The 18,337-nt window shown below is 56.0% G+C and carries 18 protein-coding genes; 4 read left to right on the top strand and 14 right to left on the bottom strand.

The features are described from left to right. Positions 1-212: 212 nt before the first annotated feature. The 9 genes from msrQ to mrcB form a co-directional block, all read right to left on the bottom strand. A complete protein-coding gene (gene msrQ, locus ACIQYF_RS22575; RefSeq protein WP_402866230.1) occupies positions 213-827 on the bottom strand; it encodes a protein-methionine-sulfoxide reductase heme-binding subunit MsrQ in 615 nt (204 codons plus the stop codon). Next, entirely contained in the window at positions 827-1,840 is a 1,014-nt protein-coding gene (msrP, locus tag ACIQYF_RS22570) for a protein-methionine-sulfoxide reductase catalytic subunit MsrP (RefSeq protein ID WP_402866228.1), read from the bottom strand. Before msrP ends, msrQ begins: the two co-directional genes overlap by 1 nt. 63 nt (positions 1,841-1,903) lie before the next feature. Next, complete coding sequence (pssA, locus tag ACIQYF_RS22565; RefSeq protein WP_402866226.1) at positions 1,904-2,761, bottom strand: CDP-diacylglycerol--serine O-phosphatidyltransferase; 858 nt, start codon at positions 2,759-2,761, stop codon at positions 1,904-1,906. Between the two features lie 145 nt (positions 2,762-2,906). Further along, positions 2,907-3,923 (bottom strand): ketol-acid reductoisomerase, encoded by a 1,017-nt coding sequence (ilvC, locus tag ACIQYF_RS22560; RefSeq protein WP_003194132.1) that lies wholly within the window; start codon positions 3,921-3,923, stop codon positions 2,907-2,909. A 50-nt stretch (positions 3,924-3,973) separates the two neighbouring features. Continuing rightward, complete coding sequence (gene ilvN / locus ACIQYF_RS22555; protein ID WP_019410366.1) at positions 3,974-4,465, bottom strand: acetolactate synthase small subunit; 492 nt, start codon at positions 4,463-4,465, stop codon at positions 3,974-3,976. A 2-nt stretch (positions 4,466-4,467) separates the two neighbouring features. Beyond that, positions 4,468-6,192, bottom strand: a complete 1,725-nt coding sequence (locus tag ACIQYF_RS22550; protein ID WP_402866223.1) for an acetolactate synthase 3 large subunit — start codon at positions 6,190-6,192, stop codon at positions 4,468-4,470. A 431-nt stretch (positions 6,193-6,623) separates the two neighbouring features. After that, positions 6,624-6,953, bottom strand: a complete 330-nt coding sequence (locus ACIQYF_RS22545) for a YqcC family protein (protein WP_402866221.1) — start codon at positions 6,951-6,953, stop codon at positions 6,624-6,626. After that, positions 6,953-7,693, bottom strand: coding sequence for a tetratricopeptide repeat protein (locus ACIQYF_RS22540; RefSeq protein ID WP_402866219.1), 741 nt, complete (start codon positions 7,691-7,693; stop codon positions 6,953-6,955). Before ACIQYF_RS22540 ends, ACIQYF_RS22545 begins: the two co-directional genes overlap by 1 nt. Positions 7,694-7,709: 16 nt before the next feature. Continuing rightward, positions 7,710-10,034 (bottom strand): penicillin-binding protein 1B, encoded by a 2,325-nt coding sequence (gene mrcB / locus ACIQYF_RS22535; protein ID WP_402866217.1) that lies wholly within the window; start codon positions 10,032-10,034, stop codon positions 7,710-7,712. A 115-nt stretch (positions 10,035-10,149) separates the two neighbouring features. On the opposite strand from mrcB, the gene ACIQYF_RS22530 reads away from it, so the two are divergent. The 3 genes from ACIQYF_RS22530 to ACIQYF_RS22520 all read left to right on the top strand — a co-directional run bounded on the left by ACIQYF_RS22530 (position 10,150) and on the right by ACIQYF_RS22520 (position 12,658). Then, positions 10,150-11,706, top strand: a complete 1,557-nt coding sequence (locus tag ACIQYF_RS22530) for an AAA family ATPase (protein ID WP_402866215.1) — start codon at positions 10,150-10,152, stop codon at positions 11,704-11,706. A gap of 92 nt (positions 11,707-11,798) precedes the next feature. After that, a complete protein-coding gene (locus ACIQYF_RS22525) occupies positions 11,799-12,140 on the top strand; it encodes a pentapeptide repeat-containing protein (RefSeq protein ID WP_402866213.1) in 342 nt (113 codons plus the stop codon). A gap of 245 nt (positions 12,141-12,385) precedes the next feature. Further along, entirely contained in the window at positions 12,386-12,658 is a 273-nt protein-coding gene (locus ACIQYF_RS22520; RefSeq protein ID WP_019410373.1) for a TfoX/Sxy family protein, read from the top strand. Positions 12,659-13,045: 387 nt separating this feature from the next. Here the strand turns inward: ACIQYF_RS22520 and ACIQYF_RS22515 are convergent, their stop codons facing one another. The 3 genes from ACIQYF_RS22515 to ACIQYF_RS22505 are packed head-to-tail and all read right to left on the bottom strand — an operon-like array spanning position 13,046 to position 15,722. Further along, entirely contained in the window at positions 13,046-13,813 is a 768-nt protein-coding gene (locus ACIQYF_RS22515) for a heme ABC transporter ATP-binding protein (protein ID WP_402866210.1), read from the bottom strand. Then, positions 13,813-14,796 (bottom strand): FecCD family ABC transporter permease, encoded by a 984-nt coding sequence (locus ACIQYF_RS22510; RefSeq protein ID WP_402866208.1) that lies wholly within the window; start codon positions 14,794-14,796, stop codon positions 13,813-13,815. Before ACIQYF_RS22510 ends, ACIQYF_RS22515 begins: the two co-directional genes overlap by 1 nt. Positions 14,797-14,846: 50 nt before the next feature. Next, the gene (locus tag ACIQYF_RS22505) at positions 14,847-15,722 is read right to left on the bottom strand and encodes a hemin ABC transporter substrate-binding protein (RefSeq protein WP_402866206.1); all 876 of its coding nucleotides are present in this window, start codon (positions 15,720-15,722) and stop codon (positions 14,847-14,849) included. A 174-nt stretch (positions 15,723-15,896) separates the two neighbouring features. Between ACIQYF_RS22505 and ACIQYF_RS22500 the strand changes: the two genes are divergently transcribed. Further along, entirely contained in the window at positions 15,897-16,235 is a 339-nt protein-coding gene (locus ACIQYF_RS22500; protein WP_402866204.1) for a Rieske (2Fe-2S) protein, read from the top strand. Here ACIQYF_RS22500 and sfsA read toward each other — a convergent pair. Together sfsA and ACIQYF_RS22490 are read right to left on the bottom strand one after the other, a co-directional pair. Then, positions 16,218-16,925: a DNA/RNA nuclease SfsA gene (sfsA, locus tag ACIQYF_RS22495; protein ID WP_402866202.1), complete on the bottom strand. Its 708-nt coding sequence runs from the start codon at positions 16,923-16,925 to the stop codon at positions 16,218-16,220. The genes ACIQYF_RS22500 and sfsA overlap by 18 nt on opposite strands. Beyond that, positions 16,925-18,097, bottom strand: coding sequence for a pyridoxal phosphate-dependent aminotransferase (locus ACIQYF_RS22490; RefSeq protein WP_402866200.1), 1,173 nt, complete (start codon positions 18,095-18,097; stop codon positions 16,925-16,927). Before ACIQYF_RS22490 ends, sfsA begins: the two co-directional genes overlap by 1 nt. Positions 18,098-18,337 lie beyond the last annotated feature (240 nt).

Here is an 18,337-nt window from a genome sequence, read left to right as displayed (position 1 = left end):
ACTTGCGCTTTCGATCTCTCGTTAGCGGGAGGCGAATTCTACAGCGTTACACGCTGCTGTCAACACCTCATTTCCTGCTTCGATGACTTGAAGCTTGCACCGCCTAAAACCAATCCAACTCATTGATATACAAGGAGTTTTCCGTTTCGACTGCGCCGGAAGTGGGGCGAATTATAGGCCGTTGAAAATTTGAGTCAAGGGCTAATTCAGAATTAAGTGACAGTTTGTGGTTTCTTCTTATATAGACGCGCAATTCGACGCATCACAGCTGGTATCCGCATCACCATAAGGCAGCCACCTATAAAGGCATAGATCGACCATTCTTTAAGGTCAGCTCGCACAATCCACAACATATGCAGCAGCCCCAACCCCAAGACCACGTACACCAAACGATGGAGCTTTTTCCAACTCGCCCCCATACGCCTTTGACTGTAGCGATTGGATGTCACCGCTAGCGCCAGCAAACACAGGAACCCCAAGCTGCCGACAATAATGTAAGGCCGCTTGCGTAGCTCTACCCCCAACTGCGACCAGTCGAGCCCAAGCACAAAGAACAAATAAGCGCATAGATGAAGCACCACGTAAGCAAAGCACCACAACCCAATTTGGCGCCGGACGGCAATCCACCCCGGCCATCCTGTCAGCTTTTGCATGGGCGTCATGCATAACGTCACCAGCAGCAAAACCAGTGTTCCTAGACCAAGCCGGTCAACTAATACCTTTCCAGGGTCCGGCCCCAATGCAAAGCTCCACGCCTCATAGAGCCAATACAAAGGCCAGATCGCCGCCGCTATGAATACACCAAGGCGCCAAAGAGGAAATCGCATCAGTAGTTCTTCCGTAAATCCAGGCCGGTATATAAAGAAGCGACTTCATCCGCATAGCCATTAAACATCTGCGTATCCCGCACATTCGGACTGAACAAACTGCTCGGCAGACGCCGCTCCCTGGCCTGAGTCCAGCGAGGGTGATCGACCTGCGGATTCACATTCGCATAGAAACCATACTCATCAGCCGCAATGCTCTGCCAAGTGGTTTTCGGCTGCGTCTCAACCAGGCTGATCCGCACAATCGACTTAACACTCTTGAAGCCATACTTCCACGGCACCACCAAGCGCAACGGAGCACCATTCTGATTGGGTAGTTCGCGGCCATACATCCCCACCGCCAATATAGCCAATGGATTCATCGCCTCGTCCAAACGCAAACCTTCTACATAAGGCCAGTCAATCAAAGCAAAACCCGAACGCTGGCCCGGCATCACCTTTGGGTCCTGCAAGGTTTCAAAACGTATGTATTTAGCTTTCGATGTCGGTTCAACCTGACTGAGCAATGCAGACAATGGAAACCCCATCCAGGGGATCACCATCGACCAGGCTTCAACACAGCGCAAACGGTAGATCCGCTCCTCCAACTGATAAGGCTTCATGAAATCCTCAAGCGCGTAACGCCCAGGCTTACCAACCTCCCCGTCCACAACCACTGTCCAAGGCTCGGTTTTCAAAGCACCAGCGTTTTGCGCAGGATCACCTTTGTCAGTGCCAAACTCATAAAAGTTGTTGTAGTGCGTGGCGTCCTTGAAGGGCGTGATCGCCTCGCCCTTGACCGTGATCGCTTGCCATTTGGTTTGCGGCAGCTTTTCAGCAAACCAGCCTGGCGCCTTGCCCGGTTCAACCTGCGCATAGCGCGAAGCTTCCTCTGCATTCGCCCAGCGCGCAAGTACACCCACGGCTAACCCTGCAAACGAGCTGCCCAGCAATGCACGACGAGATAGATAGAAGGCTTCAGGTGTGACGTCCGACTCTTTGCAGTCGGACGCTTTTGGCAGCTTGATGAGCATGGCAACTCCGCAGTATTGGAGGACTGATGCACCAATAGACTACGGAGTATGGGAGAAATTACATCACTGCCCGTTTTTGTTACGGCGCAGATGCAATAAATACTGAATCGGCCCCGATGCGGCATACGCCAGGAAAGCCAGTAGCAGAATGCGCGGCGGATCACTGAATACCACTGCAAACACCAGCACCACCGCCAGAATCGCGACAAAGGGTACGCGACCCTTCAAATCCAACTCTTTAAAGCTGTTGTACTTGATGTTGCTGACCATCAGCATGCCCGCAGCAGCCACCAGCAAAGCCACCAGGAATGACATTTTCGAACCCTGGATTCCGTAATCACTGAACGCCCACACAATACCCGCCACGACACCAGCGGCAGCCGGGCTGGCCAAACCGATGAAGTAACGCTTGTCGGCAGTTCCGACCTGCGTATTGAAACGGGCCAAACGCAAAGCAGCACCCGCGACATAAATGAAGGCAACCATCCAGCCAACCTTGCCCATGTCCCCCAGCGCCCAGCCAAACGCCAGCAACGCGGGCGCCACACCAAAGGCGACCATGTCCGACAAGGAATCGTATTCAGCGCCAAAAGCGCTTTCGGTATGCGTCATACGGGCAACACGACCATCAAGGCCGTCCAGCACCATGGCGACAAAGATCGCGATGGCCGCAAACGCAAAATACTTGCTTGCACCCGCAGCATCACCCGCACTCATGGCGCTTTGGGCACTCATGGAACTGATGATCGAATAAAAACCGGCGAACAGGTTCGCAGTCGTGAAAAGGTTCGGCAGCAGATAGATACCACGATGCCGGACTTTGCGACCTTCAGCGTCATGCCCTTCTTCGACATGCTCATCGATAGGTAGCAGGCTATCGGCGTCAGGAGCCTGTTTTGGCTCTTCGGGACGTTCGCTCATGGACATTACCTTGCAACGATATGGAAAGTTTCAATAGAAGCTTGCAGACCAACACTCACCCGCAAACGATCCTGCTTTATACCAGAAGCCGCCGCTTAAACGAAAAAACGCGGCCTAGGCCGCGTTTTCTCTGCATCGTACTGACTTAGTTTTTTGCTTTGTCGACGATCTTGTTCGCGCCGATCCAAGGCATCATCGAGCGCAGTTGCTCGCCGATAACTTCGATGCCGTGAGCAGCGTTGTTACGACGCTTGGCGGTCATCGATGGGTAACCGGTAGCACCTTCGCTAATGAACATCTTCGCGTATTCACCATCTTGAATGCGCTTGAGAGCGTTGCGCATTGCTTGACGGGATTCAGCGTTGATCACTTCTGGGCCGGTTACGTACTCGCCGTATTCAGCGTTATTGGAGATCGAGTAGTTCATGTTGGCGATACCGCCTTCGTACATGAGGTCAACGATCAACTTCAACTCGTGCAAGCACTCGAAGTAAGCCATTTCTGGCGCGTAGCCAGCTTCAACCAAGGTTTCGAAACCAGCTTTAACCAGCTCAACAGTACCGCCGCACAGAACGGCTTGTTCGCCGAACAGGTCAGTTTCGGTTTCGTCCTTGAATGTGGTTTCGATGATGCCGGTACGACCGCCACCGACGCCAGCTGCATACGACAGAGCTACGTTTTTAGCGTTGCCCGAAGCGTCCTGATAGATCGCGATCAGATCTGGGATGCCGCCGCCCTTAACGAATTCGGAACGTACAGTGTGGCCCGGCGCTTTTGGCGCGATCATGATGACGTCGAGGTCAGCACGCGGAACAACCTGGTTGTAGTGAATCGCGAAGCCGTGGGAGAAGGCCAGAGTTGCGCCCTTCTTGATGTTCGGCTCGATCTCGTTCTTGTACAGAGACGATTGGAACTCGTCCGGGGTCAGAATCATAACCAGATCAGCAGCGGCAACAGCGCTGGCAACGTCAGTAACTTTCAGACCATGAGCTTCAGCCTTGGCGACAGTAGCCGAACCTTTACGCAGACCGACAGTAACGTCCACGCCGGAATCTTTCAGGTTGCACGCTTGAGCGTGACCTTGAGAGCCGTAACCGATGATGGCTACTTTTTTGCCCTGGATGATCGAAAGGTCGCAGTCTTTGTCGTAATAAACTTTCATGATTTTCCTTTATGTATCCAGGCCATTCAGGCCATTAGCACTTGTTAGTTTTAGATGCTGAGTACTTTGTCGCCACGGGCAATACCCGTCACGCCACTGCGAACTGTTTCCAGGATCGAAGCGGTACCAATCGACTGGATGAAACTGTCGAGCTTGTCGCTGGTGCCTGTCAACTGCACGGTGTACACGCTGGCGCTGACATCAACGATTTGCCCACGGAAAATATCCGTCGTGCGTTTGATCTCTGCGCGCTGAGCGCCAGTGGCCTTGACCTTAACCAACATCAGCTCGCGCTCGATGTGAGCACTCTCCGACAAATCCACCAGCTTGACCACTTCGATCAGCTTGTTCAGGTTTTTGGTGATCTGCTCAATCACTTCATCATGCCCCACGGTCGTCAACGTCAGACGCGACAAGGTCGGGTCTTCTGTGGGCGCTACCGTCAAGCTTTCGATGTTGTAGTTACGTTGCGAGAACAGCCCAACCACGCGAGACAGAGCACCGGGTTCGTTTTCAAGAAGCAAAGAAATAATGTGCCGCATGATTAAGTACGCTCCGTCTTGCTCAGCCACATGTCGCGCATGGAGCCATCTTTGATCTGCATCGGATAAACGTGCTCACTGGTATCAACCTGTATATCCAGGAACACCAGGCGATCTTTCATGGCGAAGGCTTCTTCCATCTTGGGCTTCAGGTCTTTGAGATCGGTGATCCGAATACCCACATGCCCATAGGCCTCGGCCAATTTGACGAAGTCAGGCAGCGACTCCATATAAGAGTGCGAATGACGGCTGCCGTAATTCATGTCCTGCCACTGGCGCACCATACCGAGAACACCGTTGTTCAGGCTGATGATTTTTACCGGCAGGCCATACTGCAAGCATGTCGACAACTCTTGAATGTTCATCTGAATACTGCCCTCGCCCGTCACACAAGCGACGTCAGCATCTGGGAAGCTCAGTTTTACACCCATCGCAGCCGGGAAACCGAAGCCCATCGTGCCCAGACCGCCCGAGTTGATCCAGCGATTAGGCTTGTTGAAACGGTAGTACTGAGCGGCGAACATCTGGTGCTGGCCCACATCGGATGTCACAAAAGCATCGCCCTTGGTGACTTCGCAGAGCATCTCGATCACAGCTTGTGGCTTGATCTTGCTACCGTCGCCTTTGTCGTAAGGGAACAGGCCGCGATCACCGCGCCACTCATCAATCTGCTTCCACCAGCTAGCTACCGCTTCAGGGTTTGGCTTCTCGCCAATGTCCTTGAGGATCGCAACCATTTCGGTCATCACACTATCGACCGGACCGACAATCGGCACGTCTGCCTTAATGGTCTTGGAGATGGAGGCCGGGTCGATATCGACATGGATGATTTTGGCGTTCGGGCAGAACTTGGAAGCTCCGTTGATGACTCGGTCATCAAAACGCGCCCCCACAGCCAGGATGACATCAGCGTTATGCATGGTCATGTTGGCGGTGAAGCTACCGTGCATGCCGAGCATGCCAATAAACTGACGGTCGGTGCCCGGGTATGCACCCAAGCCCATCAGCGTATTGGTCACGGGAACGTTAAGCATTTTCGCCAGCTCGGTTAACGGTGCAGCACCGCCCCCCAAGATAACGCCGCCGCCTGCGTACAGAACCGGACGTTTGGCCGCCAGAAGCATTTCTACCGCTTTGCGGATTTGTCCCGAGTGCCCACGCACAGCCGGGCTGTAAGAGCGCAGCTTGGCTTTTTTCGGGAAAACGTATTCGAACTTTTCAGCCGGGTTGGTCATGTCTTTCGGAATATCGACCACCACCGGACCAGGACGGCCGGATTGCGCGAGATAGAACGCCTTTTTCATGACCTCCGGGATTTCCGACGCATGCTTGATCATGAAGCTGTGCTTCACGATAGGCCGCGAGATACCGATCATGTCGGTTTCCTGGAAGGCATCAGTCCCGACCATAGTGCTAGGCACCTGACCAGAAATGATCACCATCGGAATGGAGTCCATGTAGGCAGTCGCAATACCGGTGATAGCGTTGGTAGCACCCGGCCCGGAAGTTACCAGTACCACACCGGCTTTACCGGTAGCACGGGCATAGCCGTCAGCCATATGGGTAGCAGCTTGTTCATGACGAACCAGGATGTGGGTCACATCCGGTTCCTTGAACAGTGCATCGTAGACATGCAGGAGAGCACCACCAGGGTACCCGTAAATATATTTGACACCTTCGTCGCGCAAAAAGCGGACGAGCATCTCACCGCCAGATAAAAGCTCCACGTTGTTCACCTCTAAAACGCCAGAATACCGTGCGCAAAAATACGAACGGGTCTTAATAGGTTTACTTCTCAGCAGAGCATGAGCGACGGTGGTCGCCGACTACGTCAGCACTGACTGAGCAAGTATTGGGAGTCCCCAAATGTTGCGGGGTTTTCCCACCCAGCGCGAGGTAACGCGTTGCGGGTGTAACAGGTCGGCGCGGGTATGCGCCTCATGATCTGCTGAGAGGGTCTGCTTCTGGCAGTCCCTGTACAGCGGACTTTGGATTCTTCTGTTTCAGCCTCTCCAAGTCAAGCAATAATTGCGCTTTTTTCCAACTAAGCGCATGAGAACATAGAAGAAACCGACTTGAGGAGGGATAAAACTCGCATAAATGGCGCAAAGCGGTAGAAATATGCGCAAGACTGCCGGAAAAACCGGCAGCCAGGCAATTAACGAGCGTCGACGATCAATTGGTCGAACTTTTTCAGCGCTGCCCGCAATCCAAGGCTCTCTAGTGGCCGATCGGCATAGACCATCTCGGCCATCTCAAGAATCCCCGACGCATTGGGAAGTGGAAGATCCCGTTCAAGGATCAACTTCATCCTTGTCAGAAAGATCCATTGCAACCACTGATGGAAGTCCAGCGTGTCGACAGAAAAAGGCTCAACACTGTTCAGAGCTTCAGCGCTAGGCGGCTCCTCGTCCCACCAGCCCTGAACGCGCAACTCACGCTCAATCAGCAATAGTTGTTCGGCAATCGCCGGAAATCGGACATCCATCAGAGACTAACCTTGGCTTTTTGACGCGCCAAAGCAGCGCCCGCTGCATCACCTTGCTTGTCTCGCGCCTGGGCGATCAACGCCCACAAGCTCGCCTGCAAATCCGGACGGCCACTGGCAAAGCTCAAACCACGACGAGCAAACTGCTCAGCCTGGGCTGCATCGCCCTGGGCCATACGCACTTGCGCCAGGCGATAAAGCACCTGCGGTTCACGAGGCGCCACACGCTGCGCCCGCTCAAGGCTCGACGAAGCGCCGTTCAAGTCGCCACTCGCCTGTTGCTGCTGAGCCGTAGTCAGCAATGCCAATACCGGCCCATCCAACTGCTCATCAGCGGCCAGGCCATTGCTGCTGGACGGAATCCCGCTCGGCGTAATAGGTGCTGGAGCACTGTACGTCGTTGACGGCGTGTAACTACCCGTGCTGATCGGCGCAACCGCTGCAGGACCTGGGGTTATAGGCCCTGGCGTGAAAGGCTCGCTGCTGATCGGCGTCGAAACGGCCGCACCACCACCCGGGATCATCACCACCACACCCGAATCCTGAGGAATCGCCTGAGCCTGCGTTACACGCGTCGCGGCAGCCTGCGGGTAACTATTTGTCGTACGCTGCGACGAAACGCGTTCGCTGTTCGACACCGGAACACCGGAATCGACCACAGGGATCGAACCCTGTGGCACGCTGGCGCAACCATTGAGCAAAGCCAGGGCTGAAACAGCCGGAATCCACCACTTATTCACGTCAAACCCTCTTTGCTTAATTCAACCAGCCCTTGACCCAATCCATCACGGCTTCGCCTGTCGCTGGCGCCTGAGCGCTACAACCGGCCCCCGCAGGCGGCTCACTGCCGCGAATATACGGCATCTGCACCGCGCCCGGGCAGTCAGCGGCAGAGCCTTGCCCGGTATGCGGATCAATCCAGGCCTGAACAATGTTATCCGGCTGCGGCATATCAAGCGGCAATGGATCAGCCTTACTCATAAAGCTGGTCCATACCTGCAATGCACCGCTCGCGCCAGTAAATGGCGTTTTACCGTTGTCATCGCGGCCCAGCCACACCACCGCCAGCAAGTCCTGACTGAAACCTGCAAACCAGCTGTCACGCGAATCATTACTGGTACCGGTTTTACCCGCCAACGTGAGATTTTTCGGTAACACGTTATAGACCGAACGCCCCGTACCTTCGCGCATCACGTGCTGCATCGCGGTCTGAATAAGGTAAATAGACGCCGGATCGAAGCGCTGCTGGATCTGGAACGGATAACGTTTCAGCGGCTGACCTTCAGCCGTCAACACACTGCGAATTCCGCGCATTGGCGTATTGAAACCACCGTTGGCCAATGTTTGATACATCGTCGCCACTTCCATCGGGCTCAGCGCCCCAGCCCCCAGCAGCATGGATGGGAACGCCGGAAACTCACGCTCAACACCAAGCCGCGCAAGCGTCTTGAGCACATTAGGCACGCCGACTTGCTGTCCCAACCGAACAGTACCGAGGTTGTAGGAGTTCATCATCGACTGATAAAGGAAAATCGTACCGTGCGAGCGACGGTCATAGTTCTGCGGCGTCCAGACCTGGCCATCGGCACCTTTGACCGATATCGGTTCATCCGACAACCAACTCGTCAGCGTGAACTGGCTCGGCCGCTCAAGTGCCGTCAGATAAACCGCCGGCTTGATCAACGAACCAATTGGACGTACCGCATCCAGCGCCCGGTTAAAGCCCGCATAGCCCGGCAAACGGCTGCCGATCAACGCTTGAACTTCACCGGTTTCAGGGTTGGTCACCACCATCGCCGCTTCGACTTCATCCGAACCTTTACGCCCGGCCAGACGTTTAAACGTATCGCCTACAGCCGCTTCAGATTTCATCTGCAAAATCGGATCGAAACTGGTGAAGATCCGCAGGCCTTCTTCGGTCAAGTCTTCGTCGCGATAATCCTCACGCAATTGACGTTTGACCAGGTCCAGGAAGCCCGGGAAAGAACTGTCCGCCAAACTGCCTCGCTTGGTCACACCCAGCGGCATTTTCTTGGCAGCGGCAACCTGCTCAGCAGTGGCTACACCCTGCTGCTCCAGCAAATCGAGCACCAGGTTACGGCGCTCGAGCGCCCGCTCAGGGTAACGACGCGGGTTATAAGCAGAAGGCCCCTTGACCATCCCCACCAGCAACGCCACTTGGTGCAGCTTGAGTTCAGACAACGGCTGACTAAAGAAGAACTGACTGGCCAAACCAAAACCGTGCACGGCACGCTGGCCGTCCTGGCCGACAAACACCTCGTTGAGGTACGCCTCAAGAATCTCGCGTTTGTCGTAATGCATCTCCAACAGCAGCGCCATCATCGCTTCAGTCAGTTTGCGGGTCAGGCTGCGTTCGTTGGTCAGGTAAAAGTTCTTGACCAACTGCTGAGTCAACGTACTGCCACCCTGGCGCATTTGCCCGGACGACGTATTGACCCACATGGCACGAATGATCGACTTGGGCGACACGCCAAAGTGATGATAAAAATCGCGGTCCTCTACCGCTACCAGCGTATCGAGCAGATACGGTGGGGCCTGATCGATATTGATCAGAATGCGGTCTTCAAGGTTTTTCGGATAAATACCGCCAATCAACAGCGGCTCAAGCCGTACTACGGGTAACTTGGCGCCATTGGTCGCGGAAAGCTCTGATACATAGTCGCCAGAAAACCGGACACGCACAGGCTGCGCCTGCTCGGCGCCTTCATAAAACTGGAAGCCGCGTGTGTTGAGGTCAACCGTGTTGCCATTCACCGACGCCGCGCCGGGGCCATTGACCACACTTTCGCGGCGATAGCCCAGCGCATCGAGCTCCGTCAGGAAGTCGTTCTTGCTCAACTTCTGGCCGACGAACAGCTCCAGCGGCCGCGCATAGACCTTGGCAGGGATGCTCCAGCGCTTGCCGGAGAACTTCTCCTGAACGATGGCATCGAGGTAAACAGCAAAACCTGCCAGCACAACCAGGCCAACCAGGCTGAGCTTCAGGGCCCAGCCCAGCCAGGGCCGAAGGCCGCCAGAAGGACGTTTGGAGCGAGTACGGGGGGATCGAGATCGAGTCATGGCGCGGGATTATACGCACTTTGCTCAGGATCATCATGCGCGTCCGGCGGTTTGCACGACCGCTGTCAACAGCCATAATGGCGCATCGAATTTTCCCGCCTTAGAAGGACCGACTGTGAGCCAGAACCTGATTGCCGCGTTACAAGATCCGAGCTTATACCCGCATAAAATCGACGGGTTTCAGGTTATCGAGACCCACATTTCCTGGGTCATCCTCACCGGGCCCTATGCCTACAAACTCAAAAAACCGGTTAACTTCGGCTTTCTTGACTTCACCGAACTCAGCGCCCGCCAATTCTTTTGCAACGAAGAACTGCGCCTCAACCAACGCCTGACCGAAGGTCTGTACCTCGACGTATTGCCCATCACCGGCACCGTTGAAGCGCCACAACTGGGCGGTGATGGCCCAGTCATCGAATACGCACTAAAAATGCGCCAATTCCCACAAAGCCAATTGCTGAGCACACTGCAAGCCAATGGCGAACTGACTGCCGCGCACATCGACGAGATGGCCCAGCAAATCGCCCATTTCCATGCTCATGCCCCGCATGTTCCGCTGGAACACCACCAAGGCACCCCCGATGCCGTCATGGAGCCGGTGCGCCAAAACTTCGAGCAGATTCGCCCTTTCCTTTCGGACAAGGCCGACTTACAGCAACTCGAGGCACTTCAGGCCTGGGCTGAAGCCAGCTTCACCCGGCTCAAACCGCTTCTGGAACAACGCAAGGCACAAGGCTTTATCCGCGAGTGCCACGGTGATATTCATTTGGGCAACGCCACAATAATCGACGGCAAGGTGGTGATTTTCGACTGTATCGAATTCAACGAACCTTTCCGCTTTACGGACGTGTATGCCGACGCAGGGTTCCTGGCCATGGACCTTGAAGACCGTGGCCTAAAATCCCTGGCACGACGGTTTGTCAGCCAGTACCTGGAACTGACCGGCGACTATCAGGGCCTTGAGCTGCTGAACTTCTACAAAGCCTACCGGGCTCTGGTTCGCGCCAAAGTCAGTCTGTTCAGCATGCCAGCCGAGGCCAGCGCCGTTCAGCGTGCCGCCACCCTGCGCCAATACCGCAACTATGCCAACCTGGCGGAAAGCTACAGCACGATTCCTTCACGCTTCCTGACCATTACCCACGGCGTTTCGGCTGTCGGTAAAAGCTCCGTTGCCATGCGCCTGGTTGAATCGCTGGGTGCCATTCGTTTGCGCTCCGACGTTGTCCGCAAACAATTGTTCGGCGAACAAAACACTGACAACGCCGTCGGCCAAGGCATTTACAGCGCCGACGCCAGCGCTGCTACCTACAACAAACTACATGAACTGGCAGACATCGTTCTGCGTGCTGGCTTCCCCGTGGTCATTGACGCGACCTATCTCACACGCAAACAACGCGATGCCGCAGCCAAAGTGGCGGAGGCCACTGGCGTACCGTGCCTGATACTCGATTGCACCGCACCAGACGCCGTGATCGAAGGCTGGTTGGCCCACCGCCAAAGCATTGGCAGCGATCCGTCTGACGCCACCATCGAAGTCGTCAAGGCACAACAAGCCAGCCGCGAAGCACTCGGTGCGGATGAAATCCTGCGCAGCAAGCGCGTTGAAACCAACAACAGCAAAAGCCTCGATACGCTGATCAGCGACATCCGCAAACGCCTGCCTGGTCTGTAAATGCAGGTACGCGCCGTGAAGCTGCAAGGGTTTCACGGCGCACCAATAGTGGCACTATAATACTAGCGTGCACATCCCTCAGGAGACGCCCCATGAGCCGCCCAGCCTTGCTTGAATCGGCGCTCTACTCACTACTGCATAAAGACGATATCGACGGGTTTAACCAGCAGCGCCCCCCCGGGCACATCGATATGCGCGGCGGAGACTTTCGCGGGTTGGACTTGCGAACGTTAAATGCCGACGGGGTGGACTTTACCGATGGCTATTTTCGCTCGGCAGACCTACGCGGCGTGGACTTGCGCAATACGTGCATCGAAGGCGCCAGCCTCGCCCATGCGCAAATTTCGGGCGCGTATTTCCCGGTCGAACTGACGGCTGATGAAATTCTGATGTCTGTTAATTTCGGTACGCGTTTGCGCTACCGCACCAAATAAAGCAAATACGACACCCAGCTCAATACCCGCGCGGCGTTGGGCTGTAACTTTAAACGCATGGCAGATGCTCTAGCCTCTGCATCTCAGCCATTTACTCATAGTGGCCTAGCGCAAACTTCTTCATCTATCCCCCCTGCTTGTTCCAAAAACGACTAACGCACGGCGACTTTCCTATCAGCCGCTACACTCATACAGATACGTTTTATCTCGTAAACGCTGAGCTCACGCCGTCGCAAGGAGGGCTGATGCACGATGAACTCCAGCATCTAAAAAACCTTGGAAAAACCTCAGCACAATGGCTGCACGCAGTGGGTATCCACAGTGCCTCGGACTTAAGGCGCCTTGGGGCCGTTGATGCCTACCGAGCCGTCAAGGCTCGAGGGTTCCGAGCATCGAAAGTGCTGCTGTATGCCATTGAAGGAGCCCTGCTGGACGTTCACTGGAACGATATACCGACGGAGCGAAAAGTGTTTCTGAACAAGCAAGTGGAGAGTTTGTCGACACTGAAAAAAAGTTAGCAAACACCGTTTATCGGGGCCGCTAAAAAAGCTCAAAAACAGGTGTTGACACGGAAATGAGAATTGTTATTATTACGCCATCTGGTCGCGAGGCCAGCCGATCTTCTGAAAAGCCCTTGGTTCGGACTCTCAGAAAATCTCCTCATCAGGCTAATCACGGTTATTTGACCCGGCTCTTGCCGGGTCTTTTTTTGCCTACTGAAAAGCTGTCTGCAAACCAGCTATCGGCTCGCGCAATGCCGGTCAGTTAAGCGAGTAGTGTTTCAAATGCAGCGAAAATTCTGAAGGAGCCTGGCTACCAGCGATACAGACGATAGGGTTCCTCTGTCAAACCGCGCAGTGGCCATCGCGGGTAAGCCCCTCACGCAGGAGGCAGGCATCAACCTGCTAGCGCGCAATAATCACTGGATGACCTAGCTCAGGGTGCGGCTGCACCAATACATCCAGACCAAACACGGCTTTGAGCAACTGCGGCTGCAACACCTGTTGCGGGCAATCCAGCGCACGTGGGCGCCCGTCTTCAAGCAGTAGCAGGCGATCGCAATAACGCGCAGCCAGGTTCAAGTCATGCAGGATGATCAATACCGCGGCACCGAGATCGGCGAATGCGCGGATAGCTTTCAAGGTTGTGTGCTGATGCAAAGGATCAAGCATCGAGGTTGGCTCATCGAGCAATAACGTTTGCCCATTTTGCCCTGGCCATAATTGCGCCAGCACTCGCGCCAGATGAACCCGCTGACGCTCTCCGCCCGACAAAGCCAGATAGCTGCGACCTGATAGATGTTCGACATCCGCCGCTTGCAAGGCCGCGCAGATAATCTCGGCGTCACGCACGCTCCCGGTCTGATGCGGCAAGCGGCCCATGCCCACCACTTCTTCAACACGAAACCCGAAGTCGAGGGTCGAGGTTTGTGGCAACACAGCAAGACGTTGCGCCCGCTCGCCGCCCTTCCAGTGACTCAAGGCCTGATCATCGAGCCAGACTTGCCCATGGGTCGGTGCCAACTCCCCGCACAACGCCGCCAACAGCGTGCTTTTACCCGCGCCATTTGGACCCAGTACGCCCAATACTTCGCCCGGACGAACATCGAGGGTGACATCAGCCAATACCACTTTTGAACCGCGGCGAATCTGCAAATGTTCTGTGCGTAGCATCAGTGGCGGCCTCGCAACAGCAAGAAAAGGAAAAACGGCGCGCCCAAAAACGCAGTCACAATACCAATCGGCAGTTCTGCCGGGGCCAAGGCCAGGCGCGCAATCAGATCGGCAAAGAGCAGCAAAGCTGCGCCAGCCAATATCGACGCGGGCAACAACACCCGATGATCAGGGCCCGCCAGCAGTCGTACCAAGTGCGGCACCACCAAGCCGACAAAACCGATCATGCCTGCCGCGGCCACCGCCGCACCGACGCCCAATGCGGTGCAAAACACTAACTCACGCTTCAGGCCCTCGACATTGACGCCCAAATGATTGGCTTCAGACTCACCCAGTAACAACGCATTGAGCGCACTGGCGCGGCGCGGCAGCCACAAGGCAACCCCCGCAGTGACAATCAGCAAAGGCCACAGACGTGAATAACTGGCGCCGTTCAGGCTGCCCAGATTCCAGAACGTCAATGTGCGCAACGTTGCGTCATCGGCCAGGTACGTAAACAACCCGACGGCAGAGCCGGCCAACGCCGTCAACGCGATACCCGCCAGCAACATCACCGCGACATTGGTCTGACCGTTACGTCGACCAAGCCGGTACACCAACGCAGTCACACCCAACCCACCGAGAAATGCACAGAGCGACAGCAAATACGGCCCCATGACATCTGGCAGTCCGCCAAATGCCGCACCGCCAACAATCGCAATCGCCGCCCCTAACGCGGCGCCACTGGACACCCCCACCAAACCCGGGTCGGCCAGAGGGTTACGAAACAGTCCTTGCATGGCCACACCTGACAGCGCCAGCACCCCGCCGACCGCCAGTCCGAGGAGTGTCCGAGGCAAACGAATCTGCCCCAGAATCAACTCGGCTTGCTCCAACCCTTCACCCTGAATCGGCACGCCGATCAAACGCAGTGCAGCCCGCAACGTGTCAAATAGCGGCAAGCTGACCGGCCCCAGCGCCAGTGACAACCAGATTGCAAGCATGCACAGCGCACTCAGCCCAATAAACAAAGGACGCGGTTTAACCAGCGTTCTCATGGATTGGCCGAAGTCGCAGGGTAAAACTTAGCGGTCAATTGCTTCAAACTGGCCGGCAAACGAGGGCCCAGGCCGCCCACCAGAAGCGTTGGGTCCAACTCATAAATGCGGCCCTCTTTGACGGCACGGAACGAAGCCAGAATAGGGTTCTGCTTCATCAGCGCTTTACGTGCCTGCTCCCCGGTGAGGCTGCGGTCTGCAAATACCAGCACTTCAGGGTCCAGACCTGCCAGCGCTTCGACGGAAAAAGGTTTGTAGCCGGTGTGAGTCGCCAGGTTGTGCCCGCCTGCCTGAGTCAGCAGCCAATCTGCTGCGGTGTCTTTGCCAGCGATCAACGGCTTGCCACCTGCATGCCCGAGCAATAGCAGCACGCCGGGTGACGAGTGATTCGTCTGCGCCTGTTTGACCTGCTGCTGGTGCTCGTCCAGCTGTTGTTGATAAGCCTTGAACAACTGCGCCGCCTGCGCCTCCTCACCAAGCAGCCGCCCCAAATGCGTAAGCGTGCCCTGCAAGCTCGCCAGGTCAGGCTCTGCTGAGAACATTTCGACCAAGACACCCGCATTGCGAATCTGCGCCACAACTGGGGGTGGCCCCATTTCGTCTGTGCCGATCAAAACGTCCGGCTTCAAACTTAAAATCCCTTCCGCCGAGAGCTGACGCTGATAGCCAATACTGGGCAGGGATTTAAGTGATTCAGGATGCTGACTGGTGGTATCGACCCCAACCAATTTAGACTCTGCACCTAATGCGCTGACCCACTCAGAAAGCGCGCCCCCAGCGCTGACCCAACGTTGTGGCAACTCACCAGCCAAACTGGCATGACTGATCACAAGGCCTGCACAAAGCATTGTCAGGCGGGTACTCAAGCGCATAGAGGGCGTTCCTTGATAAGAGGGCACAACGGGACAACAGTTTTGCCGCGCAGTCAAAACAGCACATCGCAGAGCAAGCGGCCATTTGATAATTGTTTGCATTTGCGCGTCAACCTCTTAACCAACCCCTTGCGCGCTATCTACCCCAATCAACAGAGTAGGTTAAGGATTGCAATGACGTTTTTATGCCCCTCTGAAGCGCTGGCCGAAGGCGCCAGCCTGGGTTTCGAACAGGACGCGACACGCGTGTTCGCGGTTCGCCGAGACGGCCAGGTCTATGTCTACAAAAACCGCTGCCCGCATCGCGGTGTACCGTTGGAGTGGCACCCCAATCAGTTCCTCGACCCCAGCGCCAGCCTGATTCAGTGCGCGACCCACGCCGCGCTGTTTTTGATTGAGACCGGGGAATGCGTGGCCGGGCCTTGTGCCGGGCAGTTTCTGACAGCCCTTAATTGCCGCGAAGACCATCAAGGAATCTGGATAACATCAGAAGAATCAGAGGATGACGCCTAACCGGCGATCAACCACAACGGCATCAGAGCTAAGACTTACACCATAAGCCAGCACCTGGACCCCGGCGGCGACGGCTTCCTGCAGGGCTTGGGCGTAACCGGGATCGATTTCTTGTGCCGGGCGCACGGCGTCGATGTCGGTGAGATTGACGCAGTACAACTGCACGGCCCGCACACCGTCACGGGCCAAACTGGCAAGCTCACGCAAGTGTTTGGCGCCTCGCTGTGTGACTGCATCGGGAAAAGCGGCCACCCGCGTGTCATCAAACCCCAGCGTGACGCTTTTAACCTCGACAAAGGCAAAACCGTCCGGGTACTCCAGACGAAAATCAATCCGGCTGTTTTCCTGTCCGTAAGCCACTTCACGCTTGAGCGCGGTAAAACCGTTCAACTCGGTGATGACGCCCGCCAACAGCGCTTCCTCAATCAAACGGTTGGCACGTCCGGTGTTCACACACGCCAGCCGTCCTTGCGGGGTTTCGCTGATTTCCCAGGTGCCTGGCAACTTGCGCTTGGGGTCATTGGAGCGACTGAACCAAACCTGCCCGCCCTCCACCATACAATTGAGCATCGAGCCCGTATTTGGACAGTGGATGGTCAGCAACTCGCCCGTGGCGGTCTCAATGTCCGCCAAAAAACGCTTGTAGCGCTTGAGCAGGCGTCCTTCTTCTAACGCGGGTGAGAACTGCATCAGTTTTTCCAGCTGCGCAGGCCACGAGCGATCCGCTCAACGGCTTCCTGCAAGCGCGGCAGGCTTTGAGTGTAGGCAAAGCGAACATGGTGCCCAGCCTGAAAACGACCAAAATCCAACCCAGGTGTGAACGCTACGTGCTCCGTTTCCAGGAAGTGCCGGCAAAAAGCGAATGCATCGTCGCCAAACGCGCTGATATCGGCATACAGATAGAACGCACCTTCGGGCTCAACCGCAATGCCGAACCCAAGCTCACGCAAAGCCGGCAACAGAAAATCGCGGCGACGCCCAAACTCGGCACGGCGCTCTTCCAGAATGGCCAGCGTTTGCGGCTCAAAACAGGCCAGCGCAGCGTACTGCGCCATGCTCGGGGCGCTGATGTAGAGGTTCTGCGCGAGCTTTTCCAGATCGGCCACGGCCTCAGGCGGTGCCACCAGCCAGCCCAGGCGCCAGCCCGTCATACCGAAATATTTGGAGAAGCTATTGAGCACAAACGCACCGTCATCTACCTCCAGCACGCTGGCCGCCTCGCAGCCATACGTCAGGCCGTGATAGATCTCGTCCACCACCAAATGACCGTTGCGCGCCTTGATGGCCGCCGACAGCGAAGCCAGCTCATCACGGCTTAAAATCGTGCCCGTCGGATTGGCCGGCGAAGCCACCAACGCTCCTACGCTGTCTTGATCCCAGTACCGCTCGACCAAATCGGCGGTCAGTTGGTAACGAACGTCGGGACCGACCGGAACCAACTGCGCGGCACCTTCGACCAAGCGTAGGAAGTGTCGGTTACATGGGTAACCCGGATCCGCAAGTAGCCAGTGTTTACCGGGGTCAACCAGTAGGCTGCTAGCTAAAAGCAAAGCACCGGAGCCTCCAGGAGTAATCAGAATGCGGGAAGGGTCAATATTCAGGCCATAGCGTTGCTGGTAAAACCCGCTAATGGCTTCGCGCAACTCAGGCAGGCCGCGCGCGGCTGTATAACGCGTCTTGCCAGCAGCCAGCGCCGCCTGACCAGCCGCAATAATCGGCTCAGCCGTGGTGAAGTCCGGCTCACCGATCTCCAGGTGAATCACATCGTGCCCCGCCGCTTGCAGCTCGTTGGCACGCGCCAACAACGCCATCACGTGGAACGGTTCAATCGCGCGACTGCGCGCACTGTAAGACTGAGCCATGAGCCTGCCTTCCTGGGTAAGCAAAAGCCCGATTCTACCCAAGCACTGTCACAAGGGAGAGCGAAATAGAGTCTTAGACTGCCTGTGACTAGAACCAAACGACGCAAGCGTCGGTCATAGCTCGACTAAAATTATTAATTAGCCACTAATCTCAAGCATCACAGGCTCTGTACACAACAACTGACAATGGGCTAGACAACCGGGAGTAGCGCGGCCCGATTTGATCTGGTAAGTTCGCCC

This window comes from Pseudomonas sp. NPDC096917 (assembly GCF_044762555.1).
In the GTDB taxonomy this organism is placed as follows: domain Bacteria; phylum Pseudomonadota; class Gammaproteobacteria; order Pseudomonadales; family Pseudomonadaceae; genus Aquipseudomonas.
This window is presented reverse-complemented; position numbering and strand designations above follow the sequence as displayed.

Coding starts and splice junctions, on each gene's coding strand:
- sfsA (WP_402866202.1), bottom strand. CDS start 16,925: ATGCAGTTCTCACCCGCGTTAGAAGAAGGACGCCTGCTCAAGCGCTAC.
- ACIQYF_RS22505 (WP_402866206.1), bottom strand. CDS start 15,722: ATGCGCTTGAGTACCCGCCTGACAATGCTTTGTGCAGGCCTTGTGATC.
- mrcB (WP_402866217.1), bottom strand. CDS start 10,034: ATGACTCGATCTCGATCCCCCCGTACTCGCTCCAAACGTCCTTCTGGC.
- ACIQYF_RS22490 (WP_402866200.1), bottom strand. CDS start 18,097: ATGGCTCAGTCTTACAGTGCGCGCAGTCGCGCGATTGAACCGTTCCAC.
- msrP (WP_402866228.1), bottom strand. CDS start 1,840: ATGCTCATCAAGCTGCCAAAAGCGTCCGACTGCAAAGAGTCGGACGTC.
- pssA (WP_402866226.1), bottom strand. CDS start 2,761: ATGAGCGAACGTCCCGAAGAGCCAAAACAGGCTCCTGACGCCGATAGC.
- ACIQYF_RS22510 (WP_402866208.1), bottom strand. CDS start 14,796: ATGCTTGCAATCTGGTTGTCACTGGCGCTGGGGCCGGTCAGCTTGCCG.
- ilvN (WP_019410366.1), bottom strand. CDS start 4,465: ATGCGGCACATTATTTCTTTGCTTCTTGAAAACGAACCCGGTGCTCTG.
- ACIQYF_RS22520 (WP_019410373.1), top strand. CDS start 12,386: ATGCACGATGAACTCCAGCATCTAAAAAACCTTGGAAAAACCTCAGCA.
- ACIQYF_RS22545 (WP_402866221.1), bottom strand. CDS start 6,953: ATGGATGTCCGATTTCCGGCGATTGCCGAACAACTATTGCTGATTGAG.
- ACIQYF_RS22525 (WP_402866213.1), top strand. CDS start 11,799: ATGAGCCGCCCAGCCTTGCTTGAATCGGCGCTCTACTCACTACTGCAT.
- ACIQYF_RS22500 (WP_402866204.1), top strand. CDS start 15,897: ATGACGTTTTTATGCCCCTCTGAAGCGCTGGCCGAAGGCGCCAGCCTG.
- ACIQYF_RS22515 (WP_402866210.1), bottom strand. CDS start 13,813: ATGCTACGCACAGAACATTTGCAGATTCGCCGCGGTTCAAAAGTGGTA.
- msrQ (WP_402866230.1), bottom strand. CDS start 827: ATGCGATTTCCTCTTTGGCGCCTTGGTGTATTCATAGCGGCGGCGATC.
- ilvC (WP_003194132.1), bottom strand. CDS start 3,923: ATGAAAGTTTATTACGACAAAGACTGCGACCTTTCGATCATCCAGGGC.